Source organism: Mycobacterium sp. PDNC021 (genome assembly GCF_048282635.1).
Classification (GTDB): domain Bacteria; phylum Actinomycetota; class Actinomycetes; order Mycobacteriales; family Mycobacteriaceae; genus Mycobacterium; species Mycobacterium llatzerense.
In genome coordinates this window covers 5,305,145-5,319,802 of sequence record NZ_CP182502.1, presented here as the reverse complement: position 1 = coordinate 5,319,802, position 14,658 = coordinate 5,305,145, and the positions used below count along the sequence as shown (strand labels likewise).

At 66.8% G+C, this 14,658-nt stretch carries 12 protein-coding genes; 9 read left to right on the top strand and 3 right to left on the bottom strand.

Features of this window, described 5'->3' with window-relative positions; genetic code table 11:
- Window positions 1-105: 105 nt before the first annotated feature.
- From ACNO8X_RS25350 to ACNO8X_RS25340, 3 genes are read left to right on the top strand one after another with little or no spacing between them, the layout of a single operon-like run.
- A complete protein-coding gene (locus tag ACNO8X_RS25350) occupies window positions 106-1,200 on the top strand; it encodes a CaiB/BaiF CoA transferase family protein (protein WP_418003229.1) in 1,095 nt (364 codons plus the stop codon).
- 39 nt (window positions 1,201-1,239) lie between these two features.
- Window positions 1,240-1,992, top strand: coding sequence for a 3-hydroxyacyl-CoA dehydrogenase (locus ACNO8X_RS25345; protein ID WP_071288912.1), 753 nt, complete (start codon window positions 1,240-1,242; stop codon window positions 1,990-1,992).
- A 31-nt stretch (window positions 1,993-2,023) separates the two neighbouring features.
- Complete coding sequence (locus ACNO8X_RS25340) at window positions 2,024-3,025, top strand: NAD(P)H-dependent flavin oxidoreductase (protein WP_418003228.1); 1,002 nt, start codon at window positions 2,024-2,026, stop codon at window positions 3,023-3,025.
- A 212-nt stretch (window positions 3,026-3,237) separates the two neighbouring features.
- Here the strand turns inward: ACNO8X_RS25340 and ACNO8X_RS25335 are convergent, their stop codons facing one another.
- Complete coding sequence (locus ACNO8X_RS25335; RefSeq protein ID WP_020099274.1) at window positions 3,238-3,360, bottom strand: hypothetical protein; 123 nt, start codon at window positions 3,358-3,360, stop codon at window positions 3,238-3,240.
- Between the two features lie 336 nt (window positions 3,361-3,696).
- Between ACNO8X_RS25335 and ACNO8X_RS25330 the strand changes: the two genes are divergently transcribed.
- The 3 genes from ACNO8X_RS25330 to ACNO8X_RS25320 are packed head-to-tail and all read left to right on the top strand — an operon-like array spanning window position 3,697 to window position 7,222.
- Window positions 3,697-5,925 (top strand): MMPL family transporter, encoded by a 2,229-nt coding sequence (locus ACNO8X_RS25330; protein ID WP_418003227.1) that lies wholly within the window; start codon window positions 3,697-3,699, stop codon window positions 5,923-5,925.
- Window positions 5,922-6,590 (top strand): TetR/AcrR family transcriptional regulator, encoded by a 669-nt coding sequence (locus tag ACNO8X_RS25325; protein ID WP_418003226.1) that lies wholly within the window; start codon window positions 5,922-5,924, stop codon window positions 6,588-6,590. Before ACNO8X_RS25330 ends, ACNO8X_RS25325 begins: the two co-directional genes overlap by 4 nt.
- A 2-nt stretch (window positions 6,591-6,592) precedes the next feature.
- Window positions 6,593-7,222 carry a class I SAM-dependent methyltransferase gene (locus ACNO8X_RS25320; RefSeq protein ID WP_418003225.1) on the top strand — a complete coding sequence of 210 codons (630 nt, stop codon included), beginning with the start codon at window positions 6,593-6,595 and terminating at the stop codon, window positions 7,220-7,222.
- Here the strand turns inward: ACNO8X_RS25320 and ACNO8X_RS25315 are convergent.
- Window positions 7,209-7,937 (bottom strand): NAD-dependent deacylase, encoded by a 729-nt coding sequence (locus ACNO8X_RS25315; protein WP_071288915.1) that lies wholly within the window; start codon window positions 7,935-7,937, stop codon window positions 7,209-7,211. The genes ACNO8X_RS25320 and ACNO8X_RS25315 overlap by 14 nt on opposite strands.
- A gap of 86 nt (window positions 7,938-8,023) precedes the next feature.
- Here ACNO8X_RS25315 and ACNO8X_RS25310 point away from each other — a divergent pair, with 86 nt between their 5' ends.
- Complete coding sequence (locus tag ACNO8X_RS25310; RefSeq protein WP_071288916.1) at window positions 8,024-8,386, top strand: GntR family transcriptional regulator; 363 nt, start codon at window positions 8,024-8,026, stop codon at window positions 8,384-8,386.
- Window positions 8,387-8,581: 195 nt separating this feature from the next.
- Here ACNO8X_RS25310 and ACNO8X_RS25305 read toward each other — a convergent pair whose 3' ends face one another.
- Window positions 8,582-9,778: a PucR family transcriptional regulator gene (locus ACNO8X_RS25305; protein WP_418003224.1), complete on the bottom strand. Its 1,197-nt coding sequence runs from the start codon at window positions 9,776-9,778 to the stop codon at window positions 8,582-8,584.
- A 131-nt stretch (window positions 9,779-9,909) separates the two neighbouring features.
- On the opposite strand from ACNO8X_RS25305, the gene ACNO8X_RS25300 reads away from it, so the two are divergent.
- Both ACNO8X_RS25300 and ACNO8X_RS25295 read left to right on the top strand, forming a co-directional pair.
- Entirely contained in the window at window positions 9,910-11,415 is a 1,506-nt protein-coding gene (locus ACNO8X_RS25300; protein WP_418003223.1) for a flavin-containing monooxygenase, read from the top strand.
- A gap of 40 nt (window positions 11,416-11,455) precedes the next feature.
- Window positions 11,456-14,593, top strand: coding sequence for a cytochrome P450 (locus tag ACNO8X_RS25295; RefSeq protein ID WP_418006032.1), 3,138 nt, complete (start codon window positions 11,456-11,458; stop codon window positions 14,591-14,593).
- Window positions 14,594-14,658 lie beyond the last annotated feature (65 nt).

The window sequence follows — 14,658 nt, the reverse complement described above, 5'->3', positions numbered from 1 at the left end:
CATGGGCGGGCCAGATGCCCGCACTAGACAGACTTCGTTATACAAGTAAGCTATGTCGCGGTCAACACGACTGGGATCAAACGATCTACCAAGAGGTGCATGAAAATGGCTGGACCATTGCAGGGACTGCGCGTTGTCGAGCTGGCCGGCATCGGCCCGGGCCCGCACGCGGCGATGATTCTCGGAGACCTGGGCGCCGACGTGGTGCGCGTGGAACGCCCGAGCAAGTCCGGCAAGCCGAGCGCCGACTCCATGCTGCGCAACCGCCGCTCTGTCACCGCTGACATGAAGAGCGATGAGGGCCGCGAGCTGGTGCTGTCCCTGATCAAGAAGGCCGACGTCCTCATCGAAGGTTTCCGACCGGGCGTCACCGAGCGTCTGGGTCTGGGACCCGAGGACTGTGCGAAGGTCAACGAACGGCTGATCTACGGCCGCATGACCGGTTGGGGCCAGACCGGCCCGCGGGCCCTGCAGGCCGGCCACGACATCAACTACATCTCCCTGAACGGCCTGCTGCACGCCGTCGGCCGCCAGGGCGAGCGTCCCGTGCCGCCGCTCAACCTTGCCGGTGATTTCGGCGGTGGCTCGATGTTCCTGCTCGTCGGCATCCTCTCGGCGCTGTTCGAGCGGCAGACCTCGGGCAAGGGTCAAGTGGTCGACGCCGCGATGGTCGACGGCTCCAGCGTGCTGATGCAGATGATGTGGAGCTTCCGTCGGCAGGGCATGTGGCGCGACGACCGCGGCGTCAACATGCTCGACACGGGCGCGCCGTACTACGACACCTATGAGACGGCCGACGGCAAGTACATGGCCGTCGGCTCGATCGAGCCGCAGTTCTACGCCGAGCTGCTGGCCAAGCTGGAACTGGACCCGGCCGCCCTGCCGGACCAGAACGACGTCGCCCGGTGGCCCGAACTGCGCGACATCTTCACCACCGCCTTCAAGGCGCAGACCCGCGACCACTGGACCAAGGTCTTCACCGGCTCGGACGCGTGCGTCAGCCCCGTGCTCAGCTTCGCCGAGGTCGAGACCGAGCCGCACATCGCCGAGCGCGACACCTTCTTCCGGTTCGCTCCCGAAGACGGCGGCAACCTCGAGCCGATGCCGGCGCCGCGGTTCTCCCGCACCGTGCCGGCCACGCCGACACCGCCGCGCGCGCCCGGATCCGACACCGAGTCGGTCCTGCGCGACTGGGCCTGAGGCCGCAGCAGATTTCCGTAACAAGAAGGGATTGCATCAATGCAGATCAAAGATTCCGTAGCCGTCGTGACGGGTGGCGCGTCGGGCCTGGGCCTGGCGACCACCAAGCGTCTGCTCGACGCCGGCGGCAGCGTCGTCGTCATCGACCTCAAGGGTGAGGACGTCGTCGCCGAGCTGGGCCCGCGCGCCAAGTTCGTCGCCACCGACGTCACCGACGAGGCCGGTGTCAGCGCGGCGCTGGACGCGGCCGAGGAAATGGGCCCGGTCCGGATCAACGTCAACTGTGCCGGCATCGGCAACGCCATCAAGACGCTGAGCAAGGACGGCGCGTTCCCGCTGGCCGGTTTCCGCAAGGTGGTCGAGGTCAACCTGATCGGCACCTTCAACGTCATCCGCCTGTCGGCCGAGCGCATCGCCAAGACCGAGGCGGTCGACGGCGAGAAGGGCGTCATCATCAACACCGCCTCGGTGGCGGCGTACGACGGCCAGATCGGTCAGGCCGCGTACTCGGCGTCCAAGGGCGGCGTCGTCGGCATGACCCTGCCGATCGCCCGCGACCTGTCGCGTGAGCTGATCCGCGTCTGCACCATCGCGCCCGGTCTGTTCAAGACCCCGCTGCTGGGCTCGCTGCCCGAAGAGGCACAGAAGTCGCTGGGCCAGCAGGTGCCGCACCCGGCTCGCCTGGGCGACCCCGACGAGTACGGCTTCCTGGCGCAGCACATCATCGAGAACCCGATGCTCAACGGCGAGGTCATCCGCCTGGATGGTGCGATCCGGATGGCGCCGCGATGAGCGCCTGCGCGAAGAGCAAGGAGCACAGCTGATGGCAATTTCTACGAAGTTCACCGAGACGTTCGGTGTCGAGCACCCGATCGCCCAGGGCGGCATGCAGTGGGTCGGTCGCGCGGAACTGGTTGCCGCCGTTGCCAATGCGGGCGGTCTGGGTTTCATCACCGCGCTGACGCAGCCGACGCCGGCTGATCTGGCCAACGAGATCGCCAAGACCCGCGACCTGACGGACAAGCCGTTCGGTGTGAACCTGACGATCCTGCCGTCGATCAACCCGCCGCCGTACGACGAGTACCGCAAGGTGATCGTCGACGCCGGTATCAAGATCGTGGAGACGGCCGGTTCCAACCCCGGCCCGCACCTGCCGATGTTCCATGATGCGGGCATCAAGGTCCTGCACAAGTGCACCTCGGTGCGCCACGCGGTCAAGGCCCAGAGCCTGGGTGTCGACGGCATCAGCATCGACGGTTTCGAGTGCGCCGGTCACCCCGGTGAGGACGACGTGCCCGGCCTGGTGCTGATCCCGGCCGCGGCCAAGGAGATCGAGATCCCGATGATCGCCTCCGGCGGTTTCGGGGATGCGCGTGGCCTGGTGGCGGCGCTGGCGTTGGGTGCGGACGGCATCAACATGGGCACGCGGTTCATGTGCACCGTCGAGTCGTGCATCCACCAGAACGTCAAGGAAGCCATCGTGGCGACCGACGAGCGGGGCACCGAGCTGATCTTCCGCAGCCTGAAGAACACCGCGCGCGTGGCGTCCAATGCCGTCTCGCGTGAGGTGGTGGAAATCCTCAAGGGCGGTGGCCAGTTCGAGGACGTCAAGGATCTGGTGGCCGGCGTGCGGGGCCGCAAGGTGTTCGAGAACGGCGACGTCGACGCCGGCATCTGGACCGCGGGCACCGTCATGGGTCTGATCCACGACATCCCGACCTGCGACGAGCTGATCAGCCGCATCGTCGGGGAAGCCGAGGAGATCATCACCGGCCGCCTGGCCGGAATGGTCGGAGCCGGCGAAGCCGAGTTGGCTTCCGTCTAACCGACACAACTGTGCTGAGGGCCGCGACTCCACGGGAGTCGCGGCCCTCAGTCGTTTTGGGGTGGCATGACCCGGACACACAAAAAGCCGCCGACCTTGTCGGTCGGCGGCTTTGATGCTGGTAATTACCCCTACGAGTCCTTGTGCGCCGTTCGAGCGCACGGACGGTAGCGCCTCAGCGCGGCGTCAGACTCGCGGGTGGACCCGCGGAATCAGACGGCCTCGGCGAGGTCGGGGAACTGCTCGGACGTGTCACCCTCGATCAGGACGTCCCCGTGGTACAGGGCATCGAAATCTACTTTGATGACATCTGCGTTGGTGTCGTCGATCCACATGTCTATGAGGCTATGGGTCGCTATTAAGAAATCTTTGAGTCACGATTCGGAAAACGCTGGCAATTCTTACCGGTGGGTAGGTTGGCCAACCCGGACCCCTAAGTAACCGGTGGGTAGCTCACATTCCACAAGGCCACGGGTGATCTTGATGCGCTGTACGGGCTCCTGATCGCAGCTTAGTTCACTGGCCAGTAGCAAACATGACGGCGATCACGCGGATAGTGCCTGGTAGGCCGGGTGAACCAGACGTCAATAGATCTCGTGACCACGGTGAGCGACTGTTGACACGCCTAAGTTATCGTCGTTAACTTAGCGGTGTTTCGTGAAGGGGAATCCATGCTGAACCGCATTGCGCTGCTGGCCATCGCCGCGCCGAGGAGAATTCTGGCGCTGGCAGGGCTGGTCCTGATCGCTGCGGCAATCTTCGGCGTCCCAGTGGTCAAGACCTTGCCCGCGGGCGGTTTCCAAGACCCGAAGGCGGAGTCCTCACAAGCCAGTCGGCTACTGGCCACCAAGTTCCACCAGGGCGACATGCCCATGCTGGTTACCGTCACCGCGCCCGACGGGGTGCACGGGCCGGCGGCCTCGTCGGCAGCCCGCGACATCGTCGACCACCTCAAGGCCTCACCCCATGTCGCTTACGTGTCCTCGGCCTGGACGGTGCCGCCGGCAGCGGCCGGGGAGCTGATCAGCAAGGACGGTAAGTCCGGGCTGATCGTGGCCGGGATGAACGGCGGCGAGAACAACGCGCAGAAGTACGCCCAGGAACTCGCCGATCAGGTGGTGCACGACCGGCCGGGCGTCACCGTCAAGGCCGGCGGTGGGGCCATGGTCTACTCCCAGATCAACACGCAGACCGAGCACGACCTGCTCGTCATGGAATCCATCGCGATACCGCTCAGCTTCCTGGTGCTGGTGTGGGTGTTCGGCGGACTGGTCGCCGCCGCGCTCCCCATCCTGGTCGGCGGGCTGGCGATGACCGGCACGCTCGCGGTGCTGCGGACCATCACGTTCTTCACCGACGTGTCCGTGTTCGCGCTGAATGTGGCCACGGCCCTCGGGCTGGCCCTCGCCATCGACTACACGCTGTTGATCATCAGCCGGTATCGCGATGAGGTGGCCGAGGGGCAGCCCCGGGAAAAGGCGTTGATCCGCACCATGGTCACCGCGGGCCGCACCGTGTTGTTCTCGGCGACGACGGTCGGCCTGTCGATGGCAGCGATGCTGATGTTCCCGATGTACTTCCTCACGTCCATCGCCTACGCCGGCATCGCGACCGTCGCGTTCGCCGCCGCGGCCGCGGTGATCGTCACGCCGGCCGCCATCTGGCTGCTCGGCGACCGGCTCGACGCCCTCAGCCTGCCGCATCTGTTCCGGCGCAACACCACACCCAAGCCGGTGCAGGAGATGTTCTGGTACCGCGCCGCGAAGGCGGTGATGCGCCGCTCGATATCCGCCGGTCTGGCCGTCGTCGCGCTGCTGTTGGTCTTGGGCGCACCTTTCCTCAGCGCGAAATGGGGTTTCCCCGATGAGCGGGTGCTGCCGACAACGGCGTCCGCGCATCAGGTGGGGGACCAGCTGCGCAACGACTTCGCCAACAACTCGGCCACCGACATCACGGCCGTCATTCCCGACGCCGCCGGATTGGCTCCGGCAGCCTTCGATGCCTACGCCGCCGACCTCTCGCGCGTCGCCGCCGTCACCGAAGTGACGGCGCCGACCGGAACATTCGTCGGCGGACGGAAGGTGGGGCCGGCCGGTCCCGGTGCCGCGATCGTCGACGGCAGCGCCTTCCTGACCATCGGCAGCAGTGCTCCGCTGTTCTCCGACGCGTCGCAGGCGCAACTCGACGCGGTGCACGCGGTCAAGGGACCGGACGGGCGCACCGTGCAGCTCGCCGGCGTGGCGCAGATCAGCCACGACAGCGTGCAGGCTGTCACCGACCGGCTGCCGTGGGTGCTGGCCGCCATCGCCGTCATCACGCTCGGGCTGCTGTTCCTGCTCACCGGCAGCGTGGTGCTTCCGGTGAAAGCCGTTGTGCTCAATGTTCTTTCGCTCACCGCTGCCTTCGGCGCACTGGTCTGGATCTTCCAGGACGGCCATCTGGGCGCGCTCGGCACCACGGCCACCGGGACGTTGGCATCCAACATGCCGGTGCTGCTGTTCTGCATCGCGTTCGGACTGTCGATGGACTACGAAGTGTTCCTCGTCGCCCGCATCCGTGAGTTCTGGCTGGTCGAGAGGGACAACGACGAGAGCGTCGCGCTCGGGCTGGCCCACACCGGCCGCGTGATCACCGCCGCGGCCCTGGTGATGTCGATATCGTTCGGCGCGCTGATCGCCGCGGAGGTGTCGTTCATGCGGATGTTCGGCCTCGGGCTGACCATCGCCGTCCTGGTGGACGCCACCCTGGTCCGGACCGTGCTCGTGCCGGCCTTCATGCACCTGATGGGACGGTGGAACTGGTGGGCGCCGGCGCCACTGGCCCGGCTGCACAAACGCATCGGTATCAGTGAGTCCGGTGCGGCCGAGCCACCCGTGCCGTCGGCGTGCGGAGCGCAATGACCGAGACCAAGCGGCGTCGTGCCCCGCGCGGGTCGGGGGATCAGCTGCGCGACGAAATCCTCGACGCGGCAACTGAATTGCTCCTGGAATCCAATCAGGAGAAGGCGGTGTCCATCCGGTCGGTCTCGCAGCGGGTGGGCATCACCCCGCCGTCGATCTACCTGCATTTCGCCGACAAGGACGCCTTGTTGGACGCGGTCTGCGGCCGGTACTTCGAACGGCTCGACGACGTCATGCAGCAGGTGGCCGCCGACCAACCGACGACGATCGACCGGTTGCGCGCACAGGGACTGGCGTACGTCCGCTTCGCCCGGCAGAACCCCGAGCTCTACCGGATCGCCATGATGTCCGAAGGGCATCCGGGCAGCAACGTGGACGAGGCCCTCAATACCGCGGCCTTCGTGCACATGCGGGATTCGGTGCAGGCCCTGATGGACGAGGGCAGTTATCCGTCTGGAGACGTGACGGTGACGGCGCTCGGATTGTGGACGGTGGCGCACGGTCTGGCGGCACAGTTCATCTCGCGGCCGTATCTGCCGTTCGGCGATCTCGAGGACTTCGCAGACCAGGTGCTCAGCGCCGCGTGCCTCGGTGGCATGGTGAGAGGACTGGCCGGACCGGATGCGACACCGCAGCAGCTGGTCGAGCGAATGAAAGGTGCCTGACGATGACCGACACTACGGTGGACAACCCGTTCTTCGCCCGCATGTGGATCGCGATGTCGTCGCGCGAGCGCAAGTTCATGAAGAAACTGCGTCAGGACAATCTGGCCGGACTGACCGGCCGGGTGCTGGAGATCGGTGCCGGCACCGGGACCAACTTCGCCTTCTACCCGGACACCGTGACCGAGGTGGTGGCCGTCGAACCGGAGGTCCGGCTGGCGCCGCTGGCCCGGGAAGCGGCGCTGGCCGCACCCGTTCCGGTGACCGTCCGCACCGAGACCGTCGAGAACTTCGACAGCGACGACCTTTTCGACGCGGTGGTGTGCTCCCTGGTCTTGTGTTCGGTCGACGAACCGGAAAGCGTGCTGCGGCAGATGTATTCACGGCTCAAGCCGGGTGGCGAACTGCGCTACTTCGAGCACGTCGCCAGCGACGGGGTGCGGGGCCGGGTGCAGACCTTCCTGGATTCGACGTTCTGGCCGAAGATTTCGGGCAACTGTCACGCACACCGGGAAACCGAGCAGAGCATCGTCGGTGCGGGATTCCAGGTCGCCGACGCCCGCCGGGTGCTGATGCTGCCGGGCTGGGTACCGCTTTCGGAGGCGGCGTTGGGACGGGCCGTCAGGCCTGCTTGATCGTCGACAGCAGTTCGGGCAGGCGCTGCAACAGGGTGGGTAGCGCGGTGGCCGCGGTTTCCCGCAGGGACACCGTGGCCTGATCGGAGAACGGCGTCGGCTTCGGGTTGACCTCGATCACCGGAATACCCTGCTGCACAGCCGCTTCCGGCAGAGATGCCGCCGGGTACACCACCGACGACGTACCGACGGTGATCACCAGGTCGGCGGTGCTGACCGCCGCGACGGAGTTGTTCCACGCATCGGAGGGCAGGTTCTCGCCGAACCACACCACGTTGGGCCGCACCAGACCGCCGCAGTAGCACTCCGGTGGCTCGACGGTGATCGCAGGCTCGGGCATGTCCGGCAGCGTGCCTTCGAAGTTGGCTTTGCAACTATCGCAATGGAATTGGAACAAGCTGCCGTGCAGATGGTGGACCCGCGTGCTGCCGGCCCGCTCGTGCAGGTTGTCGATGTTCTGGGTGACGATGTCGACCTCGGTGTAGTCCTGCCACGCGGCCACCGCACGGTGCCCGTCGTTGGGGGACACGTTGCCCATCATGTGGTGGCGCCACAGGTACCAGGCGAACACTCGCTCGGGGTGGCGGCGCCAGGCATCCGAACTGGAGATCTCATACGGGTCGGTGTTGGCCCATAGGCCGGTCTCGGCGTCCCGGAAGGTCGGTACGCCACTGTCGGCGGACATCCCCGCACCGCTGAACACCGTCACCCGCATCCGACCACGTTATCGGGTTTGGGGTGATCTGGGCCACTTCACGGGCGGGGACGTTGGGCGTCGGCGTCGTCGGTCATACTCGGCGGATGACCGATTTCGGGGAGTGGGTGCGCCTCGATCCGCACGCGGGGCCGTTGTTCGACCAGTTGCGACTGCAGATCATCGAGGCCATTCGTAGCGGGCGCCTGCCTGCCGGGACCAGGCTGCCCACGGTGCGCGACCTGGCCGGCACGCTGGGAATGGCGGCCAACACCGTCGCCCGGGCCTACCGCGAGCTCGAAACCGCCGGTGTCCTCGAAACCCGGGGGAGGTCAGGCACTTTCGTCGCCGCCGCCGACCCGGCTGCCGCGGCGATGGTGGATGCCGCGAACGCCTTCGCCGACACCGCCCGAGCGTTGGGTGTGCTGAAAGCCGACGCACTGCGGTACCTGGATGCGGCTTTCGAATAGCGCCCCGGCGCGCCCGCGAATGTGCAGTCCGAGTGCCGATTTCGCGGATCCGGCGATCTGTGTGCACCCTCGCGCGCAGCGGACCGCCGCGGTCTCCCCATTGGTGCGCGCTGGGAGCCGTCACAATACGTGACATTGTCAGCACATGGTGACGGCTCTGGACGGCAAGTGCCATGGTGGCCGGCGCGCCAACCGTCAACCGCGCCAATGTAACACGTCCAGCGCGACGCCGACCTCGACGCTGTTGTCGGCCAGCGGGCGTGGCAGGAGTTCGTCGGCGCGGGCCAGTCTGCGCAGCAGGGTGTTGCGATGTGTGAAGAGCTTGCCGGCAGCGCGGGATACATTGCATTGCTCGCGGACGAATATCCTCACCGCAGAACGTAATTCCGGACTGGCGGTTTCCAGGTCACCGAGGACTCGTTTGACGAACACCGCCGCGCGGTCGGCGTCCGCGGTGAGCAGCGCCACCAGCTCGATATCGGTGTACTCGGCGATCTGTTGAGGCGAGCGCAGCCGCGCCATCATCTGCTGCGTGGTGAGCGCATCGAAGTGGCTGCGCCGGAAGCCGTCCACCCCGGGACCGGTGGAACCGATCGCGATGCGGACCTCGCTGCCGGCGGCTGACGCCAGGGTGGCGATGTCGGGTGCGCCCGGTGTCCATACCCACCGCGTGGCGGTGCTGGCCGACACGGTCAGCGGACGTACGCGCCCGCCTCGTCCGAATGCCTCGGCAGCCCGATCCAGTTGGGACAGATCGCCATTCGGATTGTCGGTCCAGATGACGGCGGCGGTGTGGGTGCCGCCGAGCCCGTAACCGAGTCGGCTTTCGGCGCGCTGTCGGGGGATGGGCGCGCCGTCCAGTAGCAGTGCGACCGTCTCGCGCCGCTCGGCGTGGCTGCCGCGCGTCAGCTCGTCACGCTCGAGTTCGATTTGCGCGGCGATGGCGCCCAAGGTGGTTTCGATGAACTCGCTGATGGACCGCGAGCACACGGTGAGCATCTCGTGCAGGTCTGCCGGGTCGGAGCTCAATTCGAAGGCGATGTCCATCAAGCGTCGCCACGCCACGCCTTCGCCGACCCGGTACGCGTCCAAGGAGTACGAATCGACACCTCGACGGACCAGCTCCCGGGCGACGGCGATGGGCTCCGAGGTGACGTTGGCTGGTACCGGTGCGCCCGGGTCGTGCACGTTGGCCGCGCCCCAGAACAGCAGATTCGACCGGTTGCTGCGACTGATGGCCGCTGCCAGTTCCGGGTCCGACGCGATGGCCGGATTGGCGCCCAGTACGGCTTGGTCGAGTTCGTCGAGCCATTCCGGCCGGGCGTTGACGACGACCTGTGCGCACTGCCGAATCAGGTCGCGTACCTGCGGTGACGGTCGCGTTTCGGCCATCGGGTCAGGTTATCGCGTGAGGTGCACAATGCACCACTAGTCGCGAAAGTTGAGCTGTTTTGACCTTCAGTTGAGTGGGCGTCGGCGCCAACATTGTTATCACGCCCACCACCGCCAACAGGGAGTCTGCAATGGAGCACACCGCCACCACCACCCAGGTCGACGTGCTGATCGTCGGCGCCGGAATCTCCGGCATCGGCGCCGCCTACTACCTGCAGCAGGAACACCCGGGACGGTCGTACGCGATCCTGGAGTCCCGCGGCGCGACGGGCGGGACCTGGGATCTGTTCCGGTACCCCGGCATTCGCTCCGACTCCGACCTGCACACTTTCGGCTACGAATTCAAGCCGTGGCGTGACGAAGACGCCATCGCCTCCGCCGACAAGATTCTGGCGTACCTGCGAGAGACGGTCCGCGAGAACAACATTGACCGCAACATCCGGTTCCACCACAAGGTCCTCGGTGCGGCCTGGGACAGCGACACCGCGCGCTGGCTCGTCGACGTCGAGCGCACCGACACCGACGAACTGGTGCAAATTTCGGCCAATTGGCTGTTCTGCGCCGGCGGCTACTACCGCTACGACCAGGGCTTCACCCCGCAGTTCCCAGGCCGCGACCGCTTCGCGGGGCAGATCGTGCACCCGCAGCACTGGCCCGAGGACCTCGATTACACCGGCAAGAAGGTCGTCATCATCGGCAGCGGCGCGACGGCGGTGACGCTGGTGCCGTCGATGGCCGCCACCGCCGCGCACGTCACCATGCTGCAGCGCTCGCCGACCTACATCATGCCGGTGCCGGCCAAGGACGCCTTCGCGAATGCGGCCGGTCGCCTACTCGGCGCAGACCGCGGCTACGCGCTGGCCCGTCGCAAGAACATCGCGAAACAGCGTGCGGTGTATACCTTTTGCCAGAAGCTCCCCACCGTGGCGCGGAAACTGATCCGCTCGATCAATGCCAAGCAGTTGCCCGCGGGATACCCGGTCGACGAGCACTTCAGCCCCGCCTACAACCCGTGGGACCAACGGCTGTGCGCGGTTCCGGACGCGGATCTGTTCAAGGCGATCAGCGCCGGCAAGGCATCGGTTGTCACCGACCGCATCGCTACCTTCACCGAGACCGGCATCGAGCTGGAGTCCGGGCAGCACCTGGACGCGGACATCATCGTCACCGCAACGGGTTTGAACGTCCAACTGTTCGGTGGGATGTCGCTGACAGTCGATGGTCAGGCGGTGAACCTCTCCGACACCGTCGCCTACAAGGGCATCATGCTGTCGGGCGTACCGAACTTCGCCTTTGCCTTCGGTTACACCAACTCGTCGTGGACGCTCAAGGTCGGGCTGCTGTGCGAGCACTTCTGCCGGCTGCTGAGCCATATGGACGAGGGCGGCTTCGACAGTGTCCGACCGGTGTTCGACGGCGCGGGAATGGAGACCAAGCCACTGCTGGACTTCGCTGCCGGGTACGTGCAGCGAGTCGCTGACACGCTGCCGCGGCAGGGCGTCGAAGGACCGTGGACCATGTCGATGAACTACAACCTTGACCGCGAGGTGCTGCGCAACGGACCGGTCGCCGACCCGAACCTGCGGTTCGCCGCCGCGGAGCGGGCAGAAGTTCGGGTGCACGCGCCGGTTTCCTGATCGCCGCTCAGGGTTGCCGTTTACGCTGGCGTGAGTGGAGATGTTCTCGCCAGCTGTACCGCCCGAAATCCCTGGTGTCCCTTCAGCTGTAGGCGTCGAATTGCCGTCCGGGCCTGTGCCCGGACGGCCCTATTCGTTGCCACTGGATTTGCTGGCCGAGCAATACGGCCCGCTGTTCTACGCCGACTTCGGTGCCAGTCGACGGCTGTACGCCTGCTCCCTGGCGCTGGTCGACGAACTGTGTGACGAGACCCGGTTCACCAAGGCCCTGACGGACCGGTTAGCCAGGTTCCGCCCGGTGGTCGGCAACGGATTGTTCACCGCCTACCCCGGCGAGGACGGCTGGCAGGAGGCGCACGACGTCCTGATCCCTGGCTTCAGCTTCAGCGGACTGCGCAGCTATCACCCGGCGATGTTGGACATCAACCGGCAGCTGATCGAGCAGTGGGACGCGGCCGTCGGCGCCCGCACCGTGGATGTCGCGGGTGACCTGGCCAAGCTCGCGATGGACACCGTCGGCCTGGCCGGGTTCGGCGCGCGGTTCGACTCCTATCAGCACGACGGACTCGCCGACATTCCCGCGAGTTTCGCGGCCACCCTGGACCAGGTGCTGGCCGGCGCCAACGGTGACCAAGCGGTGTTCCAGGCCGAGCGCGGCAAGCTGTTCAGCTTCATCACCGACCTCATCGCCCAGCACCGCGCCGGTGAGGTGGACATCGACGACCTGCTGGCCTTGATGCTGCAACCGGGACCCGACGGCGCCCCGATCCTCGACGACGACAGCATCCGCAATCAGATCGCCACGTTCCTGGTCGCCGGGCAGGACACCACGTCGACGGTGATGCCGACCGCGCTGTACAGCATCGTCAAGAACCCGGCGGTGCTGCACCGGGCGCAGATGGAGGTCGACGCGCTCTTCGGCCCCGAGGACGACCACGTGCCGGCCTTCGACGAGATCGGCAAGCTCACCTACATCCGCCAGATCATCGACGAGACGCTGCGGCTGTCCCCGCCGGTGCGGGAGTTCGATCGAATGGCGCTGGCGGACACCGTGATCGGTGGCAAGTATCCGGTGCGGCAGGGTGAAGCGGTGACGGTGCTGACGTCGTCGCTGCACCGCCAGCCCGAGTGGGGCGACAACGCCGAGATCTTCGACCCGGACCGATTCGGCACCGACCGTGCCGGACAGCGTCCGGTCAACCTGTTCAAGCCGTTCGGGACCGGCGCGCGGTCCTGTATCGGGCGCCAGTTCGCGCTCCATGAAGCGACGATGGCGATCGCGACGCTGGTCCACCGCTACCGGTTCGTGGACGTCGAGCACTACACCCTGCGCACCCACAGCGACCTGCTGCGCAAGCCGGAAGGCTTCCAGCTCAAGCTCATCCGCCGTACCCCGGAGGACCGTCGGCAGGCGCCCGCGGCCGTGCTGGCGGCGCCGGTGACGCAATCCCGCGCTGCCGTGCCGTCGGGCACGAAACTGCTTGTGCTGCATGGGTCGAACCTCGGCAACTGCCGGGCGCTGGCGCAGCAACTCGGCGATGAAGCCGTCGACCTCGGCTATGAAACAACCGTCGCTGCTTTGGATTCCGCGACCGGCGCGCTGCCGGACCAGGGTGCGGTCGTGATCGTCGCCGCGTCGTACAACGGGATGCCGACCGACGACGCCCGCGCGTTCGTGGACTGGTTGGACGGTGCGGCCAGCCAGGTATCTGCGGTGCCGTACGCGGTTCTCGGTGTCGGAGACCGCAACTGGGCCGAGACCTATATGGCGATACCCCGGCGCATCGACGCGCGGCTCGCGGAACTCGGTGCTACACAACTCCTTCCGATGGTCGAAGCCGACACCTCGGGTGACTTCGCCGGCGTGGTCGAGGACTTCTCGGTGGCACTGTGGAATGCGCTCGGCGGCGTCTTCGGCGCCGTTGCCACGGATGAACCCGTGGCCGACGAGTCTCTCTACGATCTGCGCGCCATCGACGGGCCCGTCACCGCCGCGATCGACGCCCGCTACCAGGTGCAGCCGGCCACGGTGCTGGACAACATTCCGCTGGTGGACACCGGCTCCGAGTTCGGACAGGACAAGCGGTTGATCCGCATCGCCCTGCCCGACGGCGTTGACTATCAGACCGGCGACCACCTCACCGTGCTGCCCGACAACACCCCCGCGCTCGTCGACGAGGTCGGTGAACTGCTGGACCTGCGCCTCGATCGCCGCATCTCGATCAACCCACGGCGCAGTACGCGGCGGGCCATCCCGATCGACCGGGAAGTCACTGTGCGCGAACTGCTTACGCACTTCCTCGAGCTCCGCAAGCCGGCCACTCGTAGCCAGTTGCTCCGGCTCGCGGCGGCGAACCCATGTCCGCCGGAGCGTGCCGCGCTGACCGCATTGGCCGACGAGCCCGAGGCGCGCGCATTGAGCATCACCGAGTGCCTGGCGGAATTCCCGGCCACGCAGCTCAGCCGTGTAGAACTGCTGGAACTGTTCGAACCGATGTCCCCGCGCCACTATTCGATCGCCACGTCGTCCCGGCGTCGGGTCCGGGAAGTCGAGCTGGTCGTGGGGGTGCTGGAAGGGCCGGCCCGATCCGGCTCCGGCTTGTTCCGTGGCGTCTCATCCAGCTACCTCGCGGATTCCGTTCCGGGACAGCAAATCCGGATGCGCGTCGATCCGGCGCGCCAAGCCTTCCGGGCCGGCGCCGACCCGACCCGCAACGTCATCCTGGTCAGTGCCGGCACGGGCGTTGCTCCCTTCCGGGGATTCATCGGCGATCGGTTGGGTGCGCTGGAAGCGGGGGAGCCGTTCACCGCCGCCCTGTGTTTCTTCGGCGTGCGTCATCCCGACGTGGACTACCTGTTCCGCGACGAGGCCGAGGACGCCGAACGCCTTGGCATCGTCCGGATGCGGCCGGCGTTTTCCCGGGCCGGTGATGAGGTCAGGTACGTGCAGGACCGGATCGCCGCGGACGCCGACGAGGTCTGGGACATGCTGGGCAACCCGGACAACGACACCCATGTCTACGTGTGCGGTGACGGTGCCCGGATGGCGCCCGCGGTGCGCGCCGCGTTCCAGGACATCTACCGCAGCCGGACCGGCGCCGACGACGATGCGGCCCGCGCCTGGCTCACCGGCCTGGTCAACACCGACCGCTACGTCGAAGACGTCTGGGCCGGCTAGCTCCTCCCGCCGAAACGGCATTCCAGCAGCGAAAGTGCGAGACGAGGCCTGCCGGAATGCCGTTT